This window comes from Paenibacillus sp. GQ49, assembly GCF_059759055.1.
Map to the genome: position 1 here is coordinate 101,927 of NZ_JCAXEL010000001.1, position 20,321 is coordinate 122,247.

The 20,321-nt window shown below is 41.3% G+C and carries 24 protein-coding genes; 1 reads left to right on the forward strand and 23 read right to left on the reverse strand.

Annotation, left to right across the window (positions count from 1 at the left end; genetic code table 11):
• Positions 1–46: 46 nt before the first annotated feature.
• The 15 genes from AC6CIF_RS00455 to AC6CIF_RS00525 form a co-directional block, all read right to left on the reverse strand.
• Positions 47–1,318 carry an ABC transporter substrate-binding protein gene (locus tag AC6CIF_RS00455; protein ID WP_498197292.1) on the reverse strand — a complete coding sequence of 424 codons (1,272 nt, stop codon included), beginning with the start codon at positions 1,316–1,318 and terminating at the stop codon, positions 47–49.
• Positions 1,319–1,340: 22 nt separating this feature from the next.
• Positions 1,341–2,222, reverse strand: a complete 882-nt coding sequence (locus tag AC6CIF_RS00460; RefSeq protein ID WP_091031576.1) for an AraC family transcriptional regulator — start codon at positions 2,220–2,222, stop codon at positions 1,341–1,343.
• Positions 2,223–2,460: 238 nt separating this feature from the next.
• Complete coding sequence (locus tag AC6CIF_RS00465) at positions 2,461–3,255, reverse strand: phosphotransferase (protein WP_498197293.1); 795 nt, start codon at positions 3,253–3,255, stop codon at positions 2,461–2,463.
• A 17-nt stretch (positions 3,256–3,272) separates the two neighbouring features.
• Positions 3,273–3,548, reverse strand: coding sequence for a hypothetical protein (locus tag AC6CIF_RS00470; RefSeq protein ID WP_498197295.1), 276 nt, complete (start codon positions 3,546–3,548; stop codon positions 3,273–3,275).
• A 175-nt stretch (positions 3,549–3,723) separates the two neighbouring features.
• Positions 3,724–4,263, reverse strand: coding sequence for a GNAT family N-acetyltransferase (locus AC6CIF_RS00475; RefSeq protein ID WP_498197297.1), 540 nt, complete (start codon positions 4,261–4,263; stop codon positions 3,724–3,726).
• 204 nt (positions 4,264–4,467) lie between these two features.
• Positions 4,468–5,655, reverse strand: a complete 1,188-nt coding sequence (locus tag AC6CIF_RS00480) for a glycoside hydrolase family 5 protein (RefSeq protein WP_498197298.1) — start codon at positions 5,653–5,655, stop codon at positions 4,468–4,470.
• Between the two features lie 207 nt (positions 5,656–5,862).
• Positions 5,863–6,279 (reverse strand): hypothetical protein, encoded by a 417-nt coding sequence (locus AC6CIF_RS00485; RefSeq protein WP_498197299.1) that lies wholly within the window; start codon positions 6,277–6,279, stop codon positions 5,863–5,865.
• Positions 6,280–6,305: 26 nt separating this feature from the next.
• Positions 6,306–7,334, reverse strand: a complete 1,029-nt coding sequence (locus AC6CIF_RS00490; protein WP_498197300.1) for an alpha/beta fold hydrolase — start codon at positions 7,332–7,334, stop codon at positions 6,306–6,308.
• Between the two features lie 165 nt (positions 7,335–7,499).
• Entirely contained in the window at positions 7,500–8,033 is a 534-nt protein-coding gene (locus AC6CIF_RS00495) for a GNAT family N-acetyltransferase (RefSeq protein WP_047842591.1), read from the reverse strand.
• Positions 8,034–8,394: 361 nt separating this feature from the next.
• Positions 8,395–8,862: an NUDIX domain-containing protein gene (locus AC6CIF_RS00500; RefSeq protein ID WP_498197301.1), complete on the reverse strand. Its 468-nt coding sequence runs from the start codon at positions 8,860–8,862 to the stop codon at positions 8,395–8,397.
• 116 nt (positions 8,863–8,978) lie between these two features.
• Complete coding sequence (locus AC6CIF_RS00505; protein ID WP_498197303.1) at positions 8,979–9,437, reverse strand: GNAT family N-acetyltransferase; 459 nt, start codon at positions 9,435–9,437, stop codon at positions 8,979–8,981.
• Between the two features lie 236 nt (positions 9,438–9,673).
• Positions 9,674–10,003, reverse strand: coding sequence for a P-loop NTPase family protein (locus AC6CIF_RS00510; protein WP_498197305.1), 330 nt, complete (start codon positions 10,001–10,003; stop codon positions 9,674–9,676).
• Positions 10,000–10,542 carry a GNAT family N-acetyltransferase gene (locus AC6CIF_RS00515; protein ID WP_498198162.1) on the reverse strand — a complete coding sequence of 181 codons (543 nt, stop codon included), beginning with the start codon at positions 10,540–10,542 and terminating at the stop codon, positions 10,000–10,002. The genes AC6CIF_RS00510 and AC6CIF_RS00515 overlap by 4 nt, the downstream gene beginning before the upstream one ends.
• Positions 10,543–10,544: 2 nt before the next feature.
• The gene (locus AC6CIF_RS00520) at positions 10,545–11,045 is read right to left on the reverse strand and encodes a GNAT family N-acetyltransferase (RefSeq protein WP_498197307.1); all 501 of its coding nucleotides are present in this window, start codon (positions 11,043–11,045) and stop codon (positions 10,545–10,547) included.
• A 19-nt stretch (positions 11,046–11,064) separates the two neighbouring features.
• Entirely contained in the window at positions 11,065–11,424 is a 360-nt protein-coding gene (locus tag AC6CIF_RS00525; protein WP_498197309.1) for an NIPSNAP family protein, read from the reverse strand.
• Between the two features lie 422 nt (positions 11,425–11,846).
• Between AC6CIF_RS00525 and AC6CIF_RS00530 the strand changes: the two genes are divergently transcribed.
• Positions 11,847–12,434, forward strand: a complete 588-nt coding sequence (locus AC6CIF_RS00530) for an SMI1/KNR4 family protein (RefSeq protein WP_498197311.1) — start codon at positions 11,847–11,849, stop codon at positions 12,432–12,434.
• Positions 12,435–12,607: 173 nt separating this feature from the next.
• Here the strand turns inward: AC6CIF_RS00530 and AC6CIF_RS00535 are convergent, their stop codons facing one another.
• The 8 genes from AC6CIF_RS00535 to AC6CIF_RS00570 all read right to left on the reverse strand — a co-directional run bounded on the left by AC6CIF_RS00535 (position 12,608) and on the right by AC6CIF_RS00570 (position 20,281).
• Positions 12,608–13,138, reverse strand: coding sequence for an AAA family ATPase (locus AC6CIF_RS00535; RefSeq protein ID WP_498197313.1), 531 nt, complete (start codon positions 13,136–13,138; stop codon positions 12,608–12,610).
• A 12-nt stretch (positions 13,139–13,150) separates the two neighbouring features.
• Positions 13,151–13,636 (reverse strand): GNAT family N-acetyltransferase, encoded by a 486-nt coding sequence (locus AC6CIF_RS00540; protein ID WP_498198164.1) that lies wholly within the window; start codon positions 13,634–13,636, stop codon positions 13,151–13,153.
• 25 nt (positions 13,637–13,661) lie between these two features.
• A complete protein-coding gene (locus AC6CIF_RS00545; protein ID WP_498197315.1) occupies positions 13,662–14,186 on the reverse strand; it encodes an AAA family ATPase in 525 nt (174 codons plus the stop codon).
• A gap of 190 nt (positions 14,187–14,376) precedes the next feature.
• Positions 14,377–15,441 carry a polysaccharide deacetylase family protein gene (locus AC6CIF_RS00550; protein ID WP_498197316.1) on the reverse strand — a complete coding sequence of 355 codons (1,065 nt, stop codon included), beginning with the start codon at positions 15,439–15,441 and terminating at the stop codon, positions 14,377–14,379.
• Positions 15,442–15,662: 221 nt separating this feature from the next.
• Positions 15,663–16,715, reverse strand: coding sequence for an ABC transporter substrate-binding protein (locus tag AC6CIF_RS00555; protein ID WP_498197318.1), 1,053 nt, complete (start codon positions 16,713–16,715; stop codon positions 15,663–15,665).
• A gap of 42 nt (positions 16,716–16,757) precedes the next feature.
• Positions 16,758–17,732, reverse strand: coding sequence for a galactofuranose ABC transporter, permease protein YjfF (gene yjfF / locus AC6CIF_RS00560; RefSeq protein WP_017689006.1), 975 nt, complete (start codon positions 17,730–17,732; stop codon positions 16,758–16,760).
• Entirely contained in the window at positions 17,722–18,765 is a 1,044-nt protein-coding gene (locus AC6CIF_RS00565; protein ID WP_083657362.1) for an ABC transporter permease, read from the reverse strand. Before AC6CIF_RS00565 ends, yjfF begins: the two co-directional genes overlap by 11 nt.
• Positions 18,766–18,769: 4 nt before the next feature.
• Entirely contained in the window at positions 18,770–20,281 is a 1,512-nt protein-coding gene (locus tag AC6CIF_RS00570; protein ID WP_498197321.1) for a sugar ABC transporter ATP-binding protein, read from the reverse strand.
• Positions 20,282–20,321 lie beyond the last annotated feature (40 nt).

The window sequence follows — 20,321 nt, forward strand, 5'->3', positions numbered from 1 at the left end:
GTATCGATAAGCCTCCGTTATGTGAATTAATCAAATGACTTTACGTTTATTGACTGCCAATAGCCTCGTTAATCAGCTTGGCTGTTCGATCCAATGCCTCCTGCGGAGTTGCCTTATCGGATAGAACCTCAACAATATTATTTTTCAGGTCCGTTGTAATTTTGGATATAATGGTCTGTCTGGACCAGTCATTAGCTGCAAGAGGTGAACTGTTCTTCAGTTCATCCGCGAAAATTTCAAACATCTCCTTGCCGAATTCATAATTCAGGACAGCGCTGTCCTTCCGTGGACTCATAAACAATGATTCCTGGTTATATTTTGAATTCACTTCTTTAGACGTTAAGTATTCAATAAATTCTGCCGACTCCTGCTCATATCCACTGCCTTTGAAAGCCATCAGAAACTTCCCGCCGGGTACTGAAGAGCGTTGTGTTCCTTTTGGCATATAGGTGACTCCCCATTCAAAATCGGTGATATCCTTGTAATTGCTGATCATCCAGTTGCCAGCCCAGTGGGTAGCCACCGTCCCGGAACGGAACAGGTTGTTTGGATTTTCCCCTCCGAGCCATACGGATTCGGGCATGATCCCTTCTTGATGAAGCTGCTTGAACTGCTCCATGCTGCGGATTCCGGCTTCACTGTTAATCGCTGCTGCAGTGCCATCCTCTGTTAAGATGCTTCCGCCATTCTGATACAAAAGAGTGGACCATCTATGCGGTGTGACATCCCATACCATGCCATATCGTGCTCCACCTTTGTCCATAACCTCTTTTAACGCAGCTGTGTATTCATCCCACGTCCATACTTGGTCAGGAGAGGTCGGTACTTTGACGCCCGCTTTATCAAATAAGGTTTTGTTATAAATAAGCCCATTCGCTGTAACATCCATAGGCGCCGCTACCAACTTGTCATTAATAACATAATAAGGCTTAAGTGAGTCAATAAATTGATCCTCGAATTGATCCGCATTGTCCACGTAGGGTGTCAGATCAACCGCCTGATTAGCAAATGATCCGGTATCCGTGACCCGGCTCAGGGCAGGTGGCTTTCCACCGGATAACATTGTTTTTAATTTGGTTTGGATATCCTTGAAGCCAACTTCAATCAGATTGATCTTAACCTTGGTGTTGGTCTGCTCATAATCTTTAATGATTTCCTTGATGACTTCTCCTTCTTTTCCGTCAGAGAACCACAGGAAATCCAGGGTTGTTTGTTTTGGATTAGCATTGGTACCTGAATTTCCGCAAGCCGTCAATACGATGAGTAACATGACCAATACCATGCTAGTGGTGAGCTTAAACGTTGTTCTTCTTGTCATATCAACATCTCCTTGGAAGGTTCTAATGAATTTTGGCTTCGTTGAGCAATTCACTTTTACGGAATAACTGTGGTGATACACCCACATATTGTTTAAAGGCCCTGCTAAAATATACAGGTGTGTTAAAACCTAGCGTCTCAGATATGGATAAAATCGGTGCATCTGTAGACAGCAACAATTTTTTGGCCTCTGCAACTCTTTTCCGTATTACATAATTGCTTATGGTATATCCCGTTGTCTCTTTGAAAGAGTGACAAATGTAGTACTTATTCAAATGGAGTGTTTTGGACAGTTCATCCAACGAAACATTCTCCGTGTAGTTCTGGTTTAAATAATGAAGAACCCGGCTTACGCTTGTTTGCTTCTGGGAAGAACATAAGATAGGATTGGCGGATTGCTCACTGGTTGTTTTCCGGTAAATCCGCAGTAGCAATTGGGTAAGACTTAATTTGACCATTGTTTTGTACCCTGTATTTCCTGCCCCCATCTCCTCCTTGATTCCCTTAAATATAGCTGTGATATGCTCACGCTCCTCCGGAGGCCAATGCACCAATAACCCATTGGGATGACGGAATATGGACATCAGATTCTCCAACTGACTGACAGCAAGCATGTCCAAAAGCAATAATTCCGTGAAATTGACAAAACTTCGCTTGTACACGATTTCTCTTGAAGGATTGATTCGGTGGGGCACACCGCCTCTGAATATAAACATATCTCCAGGCAGCGGCTTATATATTCGGTCACCGATTAGAAAGGTTGCATCTCCTTGAATAAAATAATGTATCTCATACCCATTATGCGTATGAACAGGCCATTCATCCTGAAAATTATCTGCTTCTGATCGCACATAAACTTCATTTTCCTGCAAAGCAATATTCGTCGGGGTGTGTATGGTTAGCATCAGTAAAGATCTCCCTTCCCAGAATATAAAAAGCAATATAGTTTAATAATTTACAATGATAGCGCTTTACAATGAATTGTATCACAGTTATTTCGATCTAATCTGAACTATATTGCTGTATTGTTGATCACAATTGTTGAAAATGAATAGAAAGGAATTTATAGGGATTTGAAAGATGAAAACAAAAAAAACCGCTGTCCAGCCCGTAGGCTATCACGCGGTCCATTAACAATACCTTTCAAACCCATTCATCCCAATGGTTTTCAAGAAAAATGACTTCTTTCTCATAGTGAGCCAGATGACCCTCTTCGACCATCTTCATAAAAGCGACATCTCCATCAGCCGCACGATCAGTCAGTGTTTTACACATGAAACGGATACGGGATATGACCCAATCCTTCAAATCTGCTGGAACACTCAGCCCGTACGTAGCCATGAATAAGGCAATCCGTTCTTTTCGAATAGTTCCGTGCGCCTGACTGGTGTATGGCATTACACCTGTTCCATCCATCTCTGGTGAGAAATCTGCGAGTGGAACGGATGTATACAAGACATAGGCGATATCCCACATTCGCGGACCCGGACCCGCCATATCAAAATCAATAATGCCTTGAGGACGGCCATCCTTGTACACCACATTATACGGCGCAAAATCGTTATGACATACAACTTCATCTTCAGTTATGCCTGGATATCTGTTCGTTGATACTGATGTTGTTGTAAATCCAACGGTCGCATCATGGTAACTTCTCAACAGTTTTGCGACTTCAATCAAAGATTCGTCTGACCACATATACTCTTCTAGATCAGGGTAGTCATTACCTGGAACGATGCCTTCGAGGTAAGAAAGTACTTCTCGCCCCTGTTCATCTATTCCCAGAAATCGAGGGGAATGATCATAATCAACTTTTTCGAGATGTAAAAGCAATTCACTCACATATGGATTTGTTTTCGCATGCCTGCGAACCGTCTCACCTATTCTGACGACCTGATTCACATTACCTCCCGATAACACTTCCTCCTGTTGGGCCACTTTCATCCCTCCTCAAGCTAAACTTCCTTGCTATGCCCATGATTACGATTTTTCTTATAACTCCCCGGGAATCCCGCCACCAATAGTATGAATCCAACAAAGAACATGAAGTATACGAGTAAACCTGTTGGATGTTCGTTCATCTGAGCGAACTGAGGTACGTTCGTCCCTCCTGAAGCGTATCCTGCTTCTACTATAGCGACAGATACTCGTATTGAAATTCTCTCCATCGTTGAAATAAACACACTGCCAAGCATGAGGGCTACACCCAAAATCTTGTTAATATTATTCATATTACGCCTCCTACATTAACCGCACACAATATTGCATACGCTTTATCTACTTATGTGACTTTCGATTCTCTATTCCACATTCCTGCATTTATGTCCAAATATGTTCTATTTTCAATCTCATCATAGCAAATAGCGCCGTCATCTCTGACGCCGCTGTTAACGCTCTCTGTATAAGTTACGTAGCTACCACTTGGTGCAGATCCATACTATTTTCGAAAAAGGCTGACCGTTCAACATAATACAGATCATACATCTGTTCGTTCATATTAATCCGTTGATATACATCTGGATACACATCATTGGCTAACTTCACATAAGGCAGTTTTTGTACCGCTTTTCTGGATCTTATATTCTGCTTGCGTATCTTCATAAATACCGTTTTAATCCCATGTTCCAGAAACAATTCAACAAAAAAGGCGGATTTGGCTCTTTGGCTATACCCATTTCCAAAAAACGGTGATCCAATCCAAGTGGCTAAAAAACCGCTTTGATGCTCAATATGATATAGATCAATGGTTCCAATAGGCTGCCCTGTTTCATTCAAAATCGTTCGGGAAATCACTGTCTTTTGCTCTTCTTCGGCCATCAATTGTTTGGTGAGGAATAGATATTCTTCATACGATTGGCATTGATAACGAACGTAAGGAGAAACTGCGGGGTCCATCATTAAGCTGTACAGTGAAAGGCATTCCTGCAAATCACGTTTTTTTAACATTCTGTCTACCACCTAGTCCTTTTAGTTCGCTATATCAAGCAAATTAAGTATATAAAAGCTATTGTGGGATTTAATGAATTCTGTATGTGGCTTATGTAAAATGCATTGGTAAATGTTGTTCATCTTCATCTCCGGTAGCACAAAAAAACGGCATGTCCCTTTTACAGGAACACGCCGTTTACACGGATACAGCCAGACAGTAATTTATTGCATACCTTGCATGATGGCATTAATGATATTTTGCTGCGTCACGGTTTTGTTTGAACGGTTAAACAATGCGAATCCATGTTGACCGTTATGCCCGTTATCCCAATAAACAGGAACCATTTTGTATTTCTTGGCTTTTGCTGTAACTGCTTTGGCATAAGCAGCACGATATACATTGTTGCTGGAATCGTAGGACGTTTTATCAATAGAACCGAACTCACCAATCACTACAGGATAGCCCTGAGTCACAAATTTGTCATACATGGACTTGAACTGCGATTCAAGATAATCCTCTTGTCCCCAAGTAGACTTCTTGGCAGGATTCGTAGAAGTTGCACCCCACTGTGTGATATTGCCGTTTTCCTCACCTGCAAAATCCCACGGAGAGTAATAGTGTGCCGAGATCATGATTCTCTTCTGCGAACTAGGAATAGCTGAGGATCTGTAATTATCTGTTGGAAGAGCAAAGCCATAATTACCAACAGTGTAGTCAATATTGGTGTTCCAGCCTGGAATCAGCAACCATCTGGCATTGTTGTTACCTCCAGTCTGACGAACGGTATCCACGAAGATTTGATTGTACGCGTTCAGATTGGCGTAATAGGCCGAGTTTGGATTGCCATAGTTACCATCAAAAACTTCGTTCATGGATTCGAAAATAAGACGATCATTGTAGTTGCTAAACTTGGTGGCAATCTGCTGCCACACCTTCTTATATTTTTCCTTAATGGCAGTCTGATTGCCACCATTCACGAGCAGCCATCCACCCTGTACGGAATTATACCCATCACCATGAATATTGATGATCACATACAGACCTTCATTGTACGCATAGTCCACGACTTGCTGAATTCGATTCAGCCATGCCGCATTGATTGTATAATTGGGAGCGCTTCCAATGTTATTCAAATAGGAAACGGGAATACGAATGGACTTGAAGCCTGCCGCTTTTACCTTTTTGATTAACTCTGGAGTTACCGTAGGATTGCCCCAAGCTGTCTCATTCGGTGTACCGTTCACCGCTGCTTCCAGCTGATTGCCGAGATTCCATCCTGCACCCATCTCAGACACTATTTGCGAAGCGTCTGCTGCTGATGCTTTAGCGCTCCATCCCGTAAAGGCTACCGCAGCCACTAATACCAGTGCCAAGCTGCTGATGCCAAATTTCTTCCATTTTTCGAACATAACCATACCTCCGCTTATTCTATTATTTTTAACAAGCAGTGCAGTTAATCTATCCATACAGATTGAATGATTCGAGAATACGTGCCTCCTCTCCCTATCGATCAAACAAATGAATTTGTCGTCTATCACCAACATAATAACACATTTATGGAAAATAAAGCGATATCTTTATTGTTTTTTGTGACTATTTACTACAAAATAATCCATCTATCCGTTTAAGTGGATCGCTTGGATTTGTTCTCTATCAAAATCAATAATCATGATGTGATCGCGCAAGATATAATCTCCGCAAGATATTGTTGCGCCGTAGTCGGTTATACTGTTAAATGTGATATCCACACGATAAACTTTAATCTCATTAAACCAATTCTGATGTACTTTTTCCTGAAGTTCATTCTCATAATAATCTCGAAAGACAGTCTCACAAGTTGAAAACCACTTAATGTAATCTTCTATTTTATGAACAATTGAATCTAACGGTGTATTAGTGGTCACATATATTCGAAAGTCATTTAAATCCTCATCCTGTATGCAATGTTTAAATATTTGCACAGTATTTTGCAGAGTGTAACACCGGTAACTCTCATCACTCTCTTCTTCAAGCTCAATGAATTCATTTAACAATATGATCTTGCTCCTCTCAATGCATATTAAAATAGCTCATTTAACCACTTTACGAATTTTTCTTTCTCTTCAAACTGTGGGTAATGCGCCGACTCGTTGAATACAATGAAGTCTTTGATCGGTGCATCCAATACGTCAAAATAATCACGTGCTGCATTCGCAGTGGTCATATAATCATATTTACCTGTTACAAAATAGGTGGGAATCTCCAGATGATCAACAATATCAGGTAAATTTTGATCAAATGCTTCCCTCAGTAAGATGTCTTGTGAACTGAACATCCCTGAATAAAAGCGAATCATATCCAGCCCATTATATTCGGGATTTAAAAGGAACCCTGAAATATAATCTCTATTCTCGTTGATGAGTCTGGCTGCACCACCGTACTTTTGCAACAAAATTCTAGGCGTAAGTTCCTTTCCTTGCTCGATCGAGCTGCGGATTAGCTCCAGTTTTTTAACATCATCTTCATTACCGGCTTGTTTCGCTTGCTCGTACGTGTACTCCAAACTTTCCAGTTCGCTCTGAAGTGTATTAGCCATCTGTCCAATCCCTATATAAGCGTGAAACTGAGCAGGTGCTTTAGCCGCAGCTTTCATCCCGATGTATGTACCAAATGAATGACCGATTAATATAACCTTCTCTTGACCTAACTCCTTAGATACATAATCCCTTAACTCTAACAAATCATCTACTAATACATCTGTTGTGAGATTCGAGTAATCTTCAAAAAAGTGATAGGACTTTCCACTCCCACGTTGATCGTAATGCACCACCGTGAAGTGTTGCTCAAGCTCTTTCTGATACTTCCTTACGTATGGAATCTCCGAGCATCCCGGCCCACCATGCACAAAAATCAGGATAGGGTTAGTCCGATCAACACCCCTGATCATGACTTCATGTCCTGTACCGTTAATTTCGACCTGCTCTAACATGCTGATGCTGTTTTCACCTTTAATTTTCGGTGTCCAAGTGGGAAATATCAGAGCTACTATAACTATTAAAATAATACTGAATATGCTGTACTTGAGTGTTTTACGTATTTTTTTGCGCATGTAATGCTCCTTAAATAATAAGTTTCATTTGTAATTCTACCAACGGTTCCTTTATCGTAACGGGTACAACAATTCAACGGGTTCTTTCACCAGCTCTTCTTGGAATATGTAATTGTGATCGGCTCCAACGATACATATGAATGGTGCCAAGTATCCCAACCGTTGTCATGTGCCCAGCTCCTTTATCATATGTATATCGTTCGGCTCTTTGTCATAAAGTTCTTGATCAATCTCGCTTGCAATCTGACTGCCCTGACTTTTATAAAAGGATACCGCTGATTTCGTCTCTGTGGAGGAGATATACAGATACTGTGCACCACGTTTCTTAGCCTCTTCACCTAACTCGTTTAGAATACGTTTTCCAATACCTTGTCTTCTGTACCCGCGTGAGACATACATCAAGTCAACTTGTAATTGATTTCGTTCTTTTCCTCTATATTGATGTGCCAGCACACCAAATCCGATTAATTGATCGTCAGCAAACGCACCATATGCCATGCCACCTTGTTCTAATTCGTACACATATCGATTTTGAATCTCTTTCAAAAGCATCTCATCCCAGTTTGAGCATTCATGATTTTGTTCAAGTTCAACCAATCGGTTCTCCCTCATTTCATAAATGAGATCAATATGTTCCGAACGATCTATTTCCTGCAGCTGATTCACATCATCAAGGGTCAACGTTCTATACGTTATCATGATCGTTGCCATCTCTCCTTCCCCATGTTATTTCTAAGATCCTATGGCTTTATAGATCGAAGTCTGTATTTATCAAAGACCCTTTTATCGTACAAAATAGTGTATTCCTTGTTCTCTTCAATTAGTTTTGACATATCCATTGGAACGGCTATTGTTCTTTCAAGATTATTAAAATTAATTACAGTCATTTCATTTTCACTAATCTTTTGAACTGTAACTGCTTCAAAAATTGAAGTTCGAAAGGAATTCCATAACAAAATTAAAAGCAATAAAAGTAATAGTGACATGATGAGTCCCTTATTCTTATTCACTAGTTCTTTTCATCTCCTTTAGTTTCAAAACAGAGTTCCTCCAACTAAAACTAGCTTATTTTAATTTCAGGTAACTCATTCAAATGATTTATTTCGATAGTGTATGTCTTAAGCTTATGGTTCTCAAGTCCATCCCATCTGTCTGAGAAACGATAAAACATATCTCCGAAGTTCATCCCTTCAGGTAATACATCCACAAGCTTTATTTCATCGATTTCAGACTCCGGTAAGCTCTCCAGCAATTTAACCTCAGCATAAGAAACCATACCAAAGCTCCCATTCCATTCATATACACCATAAGGTATTAATTCGAAGTGCACTGCCCCTGTCTCTTCGTAGAGTTCTCGACTTGCCGTGTGTAAAATGGTTTCCCCTATTTCTTTGTTGCCTCCTGGGATCTCCCAACCTCCTCTTTTCCTATTTTTTATAATGATGAATTTATTATTGTATTTAGCGATCATAACTGCAAATTTAATTAACTCTGCATCAAGTTCATCTAGATCAAACCATTGGCTCATGTTATCTCTCCCATAAACAGTAACAAGCTATCATCGGATATAATCGTTGTGAATACCGCAACCAATCCTCGCTTTTGGTTAACAAAGATATATTGCCCTCTGAGATATTGAGTCTATCATTTTATTTCCAACCTGTAGATCACTTCATCATCTGAATTGGTTCTGTTCTCACTAATGAAGGACATGCTCTTATACAAATTCTGTGCTATTTCGTTATCACGTTCAACCGTTAATGAAATAACCTTGCACAACGGATGCTGTTTTGTAATGTAATCTAGAATGGCTCTTAAAGCGGGCTTTCCCATTCCTTTACCTTGATAAGATTGATCGATTTGAAAACCACCAATCCAGTAATTATCTGTACTATCTGGCGTATAACTCAGATAAAAGAAACCAAATACCTTCCCATCGATCTCAAGTACGTAAGGATCAAATGCTTCATCCCACGGTTTTATATAGGCGTAAGCGATCCCCTCAACAACGGATGGAACTAATGACGCTTGGTGTTCATACAAAGAGATCTTCAGCGCTTCTTCCCAATTCTCTCGTGTGACTGGTTGTATTTTTATATTCACCACTGTATCTCCTCTTTCGACAATCCTTGTTTGATTCTAACGTTCTTTTCACTCTCACTTACAACCACTTCCAAATGATGTTCAATCAACTGTATCACTTGTTTTTTATTCTTCGTGATTGTTGCAGTCTTATGGTTTTTATTAATTGAACATATAACTTCTTCTATATTATATTGATGGTTCCATTTCACAATCATCTTGCATAAGTTCTTGAATGACTGCTTGTAATTCCACGGTCACAAACCAACTCTGGAAAGTACAAACCTCTTTATAATTCGATAATCTCTGATGAAAACATTTGGGTTTAATACAAAAATCAAATCTGCTTCTTGTATGGATTCTAAAGTCCAATCTTTGTACTGTACTCCTTCGATGATCCAGGCATCCGAACTGACAATAGATTGGATGGAGTCATCCCTAACACTTTCAGGATATCTCAGATTTTCGGCGCTTCTGTCCCATATGAGATTGTCTAATTCATAGGAAGGAATGCCATATTTATCCGACAATTGTTTAGCTAATGTTGATTTCCCACTGCCGCAAGATCCAATAATTCGTATTCTCATACATATTCTTTCTTCAAAAATGCATAGATGACATTATCAACAAATCGATTTTTCCAATAATAGTTTTCTTTCAATATGCCTTCTTCACTGAACCCAATTTTCTCAAGCAACGTTCTTGATCCCGCGTTCTCCGGCTCTACAAAGGCTTCAATCCTGTTTAATTCAAGATTCTCAAATCCGTATTCAACGATTTTCTGAGTGACCTCGGTCATGTAACCCTGCCGCCAAAACTCCGGTGCTAACTCATATCCCATCGCAGCTTTATGATGTTGTTTCATCCAACCATGAAATCCGCATGTTCCAATAATTCTACCATCCGACTTCAAAGCAATCCCCCAGCGGATAACCTGACCATTTTCGAATCGTTCATTCCATCTTTGTATGAGTTCTTCTGCTTGTTTCATATTTGTAAAACTTTCTACATCGTAGAATCTGGTTACTTCATCTGAAGAAAAAATACGAAATATATCTTGGGAATCACTCTGTTTAATCTCTCTTAGCAGCAATCTTTTGGTTTCTAGTTCAGGAAATGGAGTCATATTCACTTCACCTCAATCGAGTAAACCGCTACATTTTTCCCTATGATGTCTACATCCTTCTCGTGTTTCATGCCATTCTTTTGTGCGACTTTCATAGAACCCACATTGCCATGTTGAATTAACGATATCAATCGTCTCTGTTTCAAGTGATCTATGCCGTATTCTTTCCATGCTTTTGCTTGTTCGTAACCGTAACCCATTCCCCAGTGTTGCTCTACAACCCAGTAACCAACTTCAAGCTCATCAATGCCTTCAATAATTTGAGGAATCAGTCCAGAGGTTCCAATTAGCTTGTTACTCTCTTTATTGAATGCGAGGAACAGGCCCTTATCATCTTTATTCCAGTTGATGAACTTTTCCAGACTTTGCATGGTTTCTTCCTTTGTCCAGGGTCCTCCATGTCTTATAAATTTCATCATATTCGGCTCACGTGTCATTTCAAAAAGTAAATCGAAATCATTTTTGGTATATTTCCGAAATATAAGTCTTTCTGTCTCCATCATTCTCCAGCTCCTTATGCATTCACTTCAAAATCGTTTGTTTGCGATCTACTGTCGATGTGAAAAACTCTTGTCTAATCTCTTCTCGAAAAACTTCTTTATACCTGTGTCTTCCGATCTGATCATATCGCTCTTGAACTCGCTTTACGTGTTCCCTATCTGATTTAATCCTTTTCTCGATTTCTTCATATTGTTCAAAGGTATCGTATTCCCACATCGCAAAAATTTCACTGGTTTCATTATCGATAGGCGTGTGCCATCTCCCAATAAGTCTTGATCCGTATTTCAACTGTGATGGCAACAAAATATCATTAAATAGAGCGTTAAACTCTTCTACAAAAGAAGTCGCAATAATATAGGTTTTTCTCCGATATATCATCATCTGCCCCCTCATACAATGTAATCGTATTCATCAATATTCAAATATCATGGAAGATTTTCATTCACTCACATCCTGGTTGTTGAGCTAGTGAGCAGACCTCATAAAACTCCTATCATATTTATTAAAAATGCCGTGCAGCATATGTAATGACAATGTATTCCGCTCCTCTATATCGTTACTATAAAACTAAGCATTCCAATTACTTACATAATTGTACTACGAAAGCATGGGAGGGTCTATCTAACCTTAGCAGTTAATCCCATTCGCCTTCATCACCAGACGTATCAATAAACTAGAGAAAAATGATAAACTGATCTTAGAATACAGAACATATTGAAGGGGTAGGGGTTTTCATACCAACGAAGTATTTTGACTTTATCTGTTTATATTTGCTTTATATTTTGTGATTGGAGGACAACATAATGGATTTGGTAAACAAATTTTTAAATGGATTGAGAGCAGCATTATCAACTGAAGAACTTGAGGAACTAAATACAGCGAGCGGTGCTACAAAAGAAGATATAACTACATTAAGATCAGAATATCCAAATTGTCCAGAATCACTAATCGGTTTACTTGAAAATATTGATGGTACATATTGGAGGAAGTACGGAGAAAAAAAAATTACGGTTTGTATTCTTGGCTCAGATGTTGAAGAAGGTAGATATCCATATTATTTACTGTCTACCCAACAAATGCTCGAAAGTTCAAAAAAAGAAGAAGACGTCTCTTATCTTTTAGAATACGAAGATGAAGCGGATGCCGTTGACTCTAAGATCAATCCTGAGGGGCTTCTTCCAGGGAGATACATTCATTTTTCAGACTGTATGAACAATGGTGGAACATCAAGACTTTATATTGATTTTAACCCTACTGATGAAGGTGTATGCGGTCAAATTGTTCGCTTTTTGCACGACCCTGACGAATACGTAGTGATTGCAAACAGCTTTGATGAGTATTTACAGGGGCTTATTGACAGTGATTTTGTTTTTCTAAATGAAGAAGAGTAAATTCGATAGGTTTGTATAAAGTTGCACATACATTTGTTTAGGAGAATAAAAGAGACAGCTTTCTCGCTGTCTCTTTTATAATCAAGCATACAAAGTGGTGAAGGAAGGATTATTTTATCTGTCATATGTAAACCTTTTTATCATTTTTACAATTCGTAGATAATAAAATGTAATTATTTCAAACGATATTTCTCGTTATTTATAATTTCACTTACTATCTCAGGTATTTGTTCTTCTGTAAAATGATTAGTATAGAGCTTGTTATCTACTTTCAAATCCAGATTATTTTCAAACTCATCCAGCAGAATTATACTTCTTTCTTTCATTTGATATTCTTCTGCTCTTAGACGGTCTCTACGAATAATGGTTTGAGGATCAACCATTAATACAACATAGATTATGCTAACATTAAAGTCTGCTAATTCTGTTTTCAATCCACTAACGTCTTCCGGAAAGACCACATAGTCCAGAACTACATCGTATTTATAATCCAACAAGTTTTTCACTAGACTAGATATATTTTTCCAAGTTAAGTTATGTGTATCCTTATCAAGCCAGGGTTTACCTCGCCCTTTGACCGGAAAGTGACTAACCGCATCTCCTGAAATATAAGCACTTTTATCTAAAGTCTGAACCAGCAGCTTGGAAGTTGTAGATTTCCCTACTCCAGGGGGGCCAGATATAATATATAGGTTTCTACTCATTTCGTATTCTCCTTACAATATCTTTTGGAAACTTCCAATATCCAGTTTTCTATCGAATTTATATCCAATCTCTTTAAACAGAGCACATTGTTCATAACCATTTCTCTCAAATAATGATTTACTTCTTGTATTCTCCATGCAAATCGTCGCAATTAAGGTATGGAATCCTTGTTCTTTTGCAATCTTCTCAATAAAATGTAGTGCTTGTTTCCCCAAGCCTTTTCCCAAAATATTGGGCTTTAAATATATGGTGACTTCACCACAAATATCATATGCCTGTTTACTCTTATATTGGGTGATCAGAACATAACCCATCATTTGATTGTTTTCAAGAATTACATAAGTTTTATACCGCGTATCCTTGTTCATCACAGAGGATTTAATCTGATCAAGATCTAATTCCTCCGTATGAAACGAAATCGTTGTATTCATTACATAATAGTTATAAATCTCTCTAATTTCAGGGAGGTGCTGTTCGGTTACCTCTTCAAAAGTCACAGTCGTCAAGTACGATCCATCCTCTTCAGTTCATTTTCTTCAAAATAATTTCGATGATTTCACTGGTCTCCAGATGATCGGTAATAATGCGAGTTTGAAATTGTTCATCCTTGAAAGCTTCAACACACTTTGGTGCTTGTTGATATTGCCAGCCTCCATATTCATCTCCGCGTTTAGCCAAACGATGATAAATTGTCTCTTCTTTAGCCGTAAGGCAAAAATGATAAATGTCCTGATCGATCTCTTTTAACCCGTTGTAAATGTAATGAAAGTTTTCCTCTTTATAGATGGTCATGGGGATAATTAAGTGTTTGTTGTATTTCTGCTTTACTTCTTTAGCCGTCTTTACGGTTAGGATTTTCCATAGATCGATATCTTGAAAATCATCCGTACGTTCCCTTTCCTCTCTACAATTCTCCGGAAGAAGTTTTCTGAGCATATAACCTATTTCTTCAGGATCGTAGATCATACTGTTTGCAATCAAAGGTTGAAGTGCTTCTGCTGCAGAAGTTTTTCCCGAACCAAACGCTCCATTAATCATGATGATCATTTGATGATTTCACTCCCATTCAATGAAATTTTTCAATAGAAACAATTCTTCTCATATACAATTTCATCCATTATAAATGTTTTCCTTCCACTTTTGTGTTACAAAATGGCCAAAAACATAATGAAATCCCATCGGGTCAACCCAACGGGATTTCATTATAGTGCATTATTTTTCAATCAACCTAAGCTTGTTAATGTATTTCCAAGTAATCGATATATATATCCCATGTCCCGTCATCGGCTGTTACAACCAACTCAATGACCTGATTTCCCGTCCCATGGCTGATATTATTCAGGGTATAAACCGCTGGAGCGCTTCCGCCAAAGTAAAAGGTTCCCTTCGTCTGTCCACCAATCTTCAAATCAACTCTAGCCATGTTGGCATTGTTTGAAGCTCCACGAAGTGAGAAATTATGAGTGCTCGTTGCAAAATTCTGAGTGTATTTAACCAAATCATTGTTGGCATAAAGGACCACACCATTGAAAGGAGAACTGATATTGCCGGTGTATTGTCCACCTTTGGTCATGTTCTCAGCTTCCACTTTTGTTCCGTTACTCGGGGGATTGGTAGTGCTATTATCGGGTGCGACTGCCCGACCGGTAGTTGATGAGATCATACCGGAGCAAAGGCCACGATTCTTCAAATTTTGTGCAATCTGCGGAATGGCCTGAAGTGTCGTCTGGTACTGATCATGCATTAAAATGACGTCACCACTTTTCATCGTGTTCACAGATGCTACAATCTGGGCTACGCTGGCACCATTCCAGTCTTGGGAATCTACGTTCCACAGTACTTCCTTCAGACCGTTTTGGCTCACAACGGATTTCAAGGTCGCATTTGTCGCACCATAAGGAGGTCTGAACAGTTTAGGTGAACTTCCGGTAATAGACTGGATCGTCTGTTGTGTCCGAGTAATCTCTGACGACATCTGAGAACTGTTCAATGTAGTCATGTTTGGATGTGTATAGGAATGATTGCCAATCCACATACCAGCTGCTACTTGTGCAGAAACCAGAGATTTATTATTTTGTGCATTTTGTCCAACATTGAACATCGTTGCCCGTAAGCCAGCCTGCTTCAACGCGTTAAGCATGTTTGTTGTATTTCCAGATGGGCCATCATCAAACGTCAGACCTACATAACCATTCGGACAACTTGCATCTGCAGCACGTGCATCGGGCACCGCCGGAATAGAAAACAAGGTACCGAAAAGTGCGAGAGATATTACCGCCTTTGCTAGCTTAACTTTGAACATAAAATTACCTCCTCATATTATATTCACAGCATACTACCTTCTACACTCCCTCTCTTTATCAAACTCTCCCCCCTCGAAAAAAAGCGCTTTCAAAAGTATGTAATCCGCTACGTCCTTTCTCATAGAGAAGAGCTTTTAGTTCAAGGTGAGTTCAGTATAAACGATAAGTTTATTTAAAGTAAATTGAATTTTATCCAAAATGTTCTATTTTTTCACGAATTCTAGAATCGCCTGTTGTACATCTCCCGTCTAGCACTCTCCTGTGTAAAAATGTCCTCCGGGGGCACCATGCGCTTCGGGAGTGTACGCCCTGCAATAATTTCTTTTGTAGCCTGCATAAGCTGGGGACCAAGCAGCGGGTTACATTCCACCACAGCGTTGATTTGCCCACTCGCCAGAATTTCAAGTGCTTTGCGGGAGCCGTCCACCGAGACAATGATAATGTCTTCTCCCGGCTTCAGCCCAACTTCTTCTATCGCTTGTATGGCGCCAAAAGCCATTTCATCATTATGGGCAAAAAGAACCTGCGGCCGTTTATCTTCCGGGACCTGAAGGAATTCTTTCATCACTTGTTTCCCATTGTCCTCCGTAAAATCGGCAGGAGCACTTTGTGAGACGATGATATCTGCTCTGGTTTCGAAAATGCTTCTAAAGCCCTCTCCACGCTGGATAGAGGGTGTAGAACCACTCGTGCCTTGCAGTTCGGCAATCCGTATCAAACCCGGATGATTTCGCATCCGATCCTGAATGTACTTTCCGGCTTTCACACCTTCCTCATAAAAGTCCGATCCAATCGTTGTCACAAAAAGTGAAGTGTCTTTGACATCAACTGACCGGTCTACGATGATCACGGGTATACCTGCATCCCTGGCCTCCTGAAGAATACCATCCCAGCCCGATTCCACGACCGGTGCAATGGCAATGACATCCACCTTTTGCCTGATGAACGACCGAACAGCCTCGAACTGTTTCGTCTGAGACTGCTCTGCATTTTTTATGACAAGGGAGATTCCCGATTCAGCCGCAGCATTCCGAATAGACGTGGAGTTTGCCAGACGCCAGGCACTCTCTCTGCCCAGTTGTGAAAAACCCAAGACAATCGGTTTCGTAGAGGTATCCCTTGCTACCGCTGATTCCATCCATTCCTCAACGGAGGGAAGAGTTTCTAAGTTGTTAGACGAGATGGGAGGAGGAACAGATTTAGACTCAGGGGTTGTGCAGCCAACAAGCAGCAGTAGAATGAACAAACACAACCCGTTCACATGTCTTCTCACTCACGCATCCCCCATCTCCATATTTCATTTAATTCGATCAACTTAATGCAATGATTTTGAGGATACTCGCCGCCCGCTAAGAAGTCGCTGGAACAAAATAAAAACAAACAGCATCAGGCCAATCACAATCTTGGTCCACCATGAGCTGAGCGTACCTTCGAAGCTAATTATAGTTTGGATAGCCCCCTGGATCAATACACCAATAAAGGTTCCCGCCACATATCCTACACCACCTGTTAACAAGGTGCCTCCTATTACAACAGCGGCAATGGTATCGAGTTCAAGACCCATGGCGTGTAATCCATAACCGGATAACATATAGAAGGTAAAGACAACACCGGCAAGCGCGGAACACAAACCGCTGAACGTGTACACCAGGATTTTGGTACGTGCAACCGGCAGTCCCATGAGCAACGCGGATTGCTCGCTTCCGCCGATGGCGTAAACGTTGCGCCCAAACCGGGTGTAATGTGCCAGGTAGATCGCGAGTAGTACAATGACCAGAGCAATAATCACATTAATGGAGACAAAGCTGCCCCCTGGCAGGGAAATCTTCGCCTGCGCAACCTGTGTGTAAAATGGATTCGTAATGGTAATGGTGTCGAGACTGATGACATAACACAGCCCCCGCGCCAAAAACATGCCTGCCAGTGTCACGATGAAAGGCTGAATTTTAAAATAGTGGATGATCGCCCCCATGACTGTGCCAAACAACGCACCCATGACAAGCACCATAGGTATGACGATCGCAGGCGACCATCCTTGCTTCTCGACCAGACTTGCGCTAATGATGGTCGTCAGCGCAATGACAGATCCTACCGACAGGTCGATTCCTCCCGATACAATCACAAAAGTCATGCCAATTGCCGTGATAATCAGAAATGCGTTATCAATGAGAAGATTAAGCAGTACCTGTGTGGAAAAGAACCCCGTATACCGGAAAGAGCCTATGGCAAACATCACGGCCAGCAAACCGAAGGTGACAAAGACCGGGAGATACTTACGATTAAGAAACATGGCGGTTAACCCCCTGTTCGGCTGGAAACTTCCGTTTTTTCCAACGGATCACCATGGAATTGCGGAATGAATCGGATTGAATCAAACAAACGGCCAGTACAACAAAGGCTTTGACAACCAGTGTAACTTCTGGCGGGACTCCAATCATATAGATCGTCGTTGTTAAGGTTTGGATAATGAGTGCTCCAACGACGGTACCCATTAGATAGAAACGACCACCATTGAGCGAAGTACCCCCGATGACTACAGCAAGAATGGCATCAAGTTCATACCACAGACCTGCGTTATTGCCATCCGCACTGGATACATTCGAGCTGAGAATAAGCCCGGCAATGCCGGCACACAGACCACAGAAGACATATACCGTGAGAATAACCGTTTTTGAACGAATACCTGCCAGTTGGCTCGCGTTTGCGTTACTTCCAACCGATTCGATAAACAGTCCCAGTGCCGTTTTTCTCGTCAACAATGAGGCAACTAGCAGCACAGTTAATACGATGAAGATGGAAAAAGGCAATGCTGCAAGCGAACCTGCACCGATATAGGCGTAGTTCGCGTTGGATACAGTAATAATCTGTCCACTCGTAATCAATTGCGCAATCCCACGTCCGGCTACCATCAGTATAAGCGTTGCAATAATGGGCTGGATTCGGGCAACCGAAACCAGCGCCCCGTTCCATATGCCCAAGATCAGTGAGAGACCTATAGATAATCCAAGTGCACCCAACACAAGCCAGAGCGAACTCTGATCCACTCCTCTGCTGATGCTCATACAAGCCACGGCACCGGAGATCGCTACAATAGAGCCCACGGACAAATCGATACCTCCGGTTGCAATCACCAGTGTCATGCCGATCGATACCAGAATTAAGGGCGCTCCAAAATTGAGAATATCAATCAAGCTGCCATACAGATTCCCTTCACGCATGACGAGGGAGAAGAAATCCGGAGAGTACAGCAAATTAAAGATTAAAAGTAAACCAAGCATACATAACGGCCAAAACAAATGATGTTTACGCATCTTGCCCGCCATCTCTTTAACCTCCTGCCATTGCTTTCATGATTTGCTGTTGATGGATCTGATGCCCGCTAAGTTCTTGCACTTTTTTGCGGTCCCGGATTACGGCAATCCGGTGGCTGACACGAATCACTTCTTCCAGCTCGGACGAAATGAACAGCACGGCCATGCCCTGCTTCGACAGAGAGAGCACCAGCTTCTGTATTTCAGTCTTGGCACCGATATCAATTCCACGCGTAGGTTCATCGAGAATCAACAGATCGGGGTTCATCAGCAACCACCGTGCAAGCAACACCTTTTGCTGATTACCGCCGCTCAGATTTTTAATTAAATGCTCCGGGTTTTTCGGATGGATATTTAACAGGTTGATGTACTTTTCGGCGATCTCATCCTGTTTCTTGCGTGAGATGGGTTTGGACCAGCCTCGTGTCGCTTGTAAAGCCAGAATAATGTTCTCCCGAATGGTCAAATCATCGATTATGCCTTCGGTTTTACGGTTCTCGGAGCAAAAAGCAATATTCTGATCAATTGCATGACGCGGCGACTTGACCGTACTTCCTGTATCTACAACGAGCAGCTTGCCTACATCTGAACGATCTGCACCAAAGAAAAGGCGAGCGATCTCGGTACGACCAGACCCCAATAACCCAGCCAAGCCCACGACTTCTCCTTTGCGAATGTCCAGATCAAATGGCTCAATTGCTCCTTTGCGTCCAAGTGCCTTAGCGGTAATTAACAGCTCTCCCGACTCCGCCTGGGCAGCATCCGCTTCCTTCGGAAGCTCCTCAAGCACCTCGAGTTCCTTGCCGATCATCTTGAGAACCAGTTCCATGCGTGGAAGTTCTGCGGCTATGTACTCTCCTTCCAATTCCCCGTTACGGAGCACCGTTAGACGATCCGACATTTCGTATACCTGATCAAGAAAATGAGTAACAAAAAGAATCGCGAGACCTTCACTCTTTAATTTGTGCATAATACGAAACAGTTGCTGAACCTCGTTTTTGTCCAGACTGGATGTGGGTTCATCCAATATGAGCACTTTTGCCGAGATGCTGAGTGCTCTTGCAATTGCAATCAGTTGTTGAATTGCGACCGAGTAGGTCTGTAAAGGAGCCTTAACGTCGATGGACAGATGTAATCTGTCTCGCAGAAGGTTCTCCGCATCTTTGTTCATTTGCTTCCAATTGATTTTGCCAAATCGCATCGGCTCACGCCCGATGAAAATATTCTCAGCAACCGTTAAGTTTGGACAGAGATTGACCTCTTGGTAAACGGTACTGATTCCCGCCTTTTGCGCTTCAAGCGGACCGGAGATCGAAAGATCCCGGTTATCCATCGTTACCGTTCCTTCGTCAATGGAATAAACGCCGGTCAGAACTTTAATAAGCGTGGACTTCCCTGCTCCGTTCTCACCCATCAAGGCATGAATCTCGCCCGGAAACAAGCGAAAGCTGACGCTGGATAGCGCTTTAACCCCGGGAAATTGTTTGGTGATGCCTGTCATTTGCAAAATGGGGGCTTGCTCGGCCATATAACCCTCTCCTTTGTTATGGAAAAAAGTCATTTAGCGA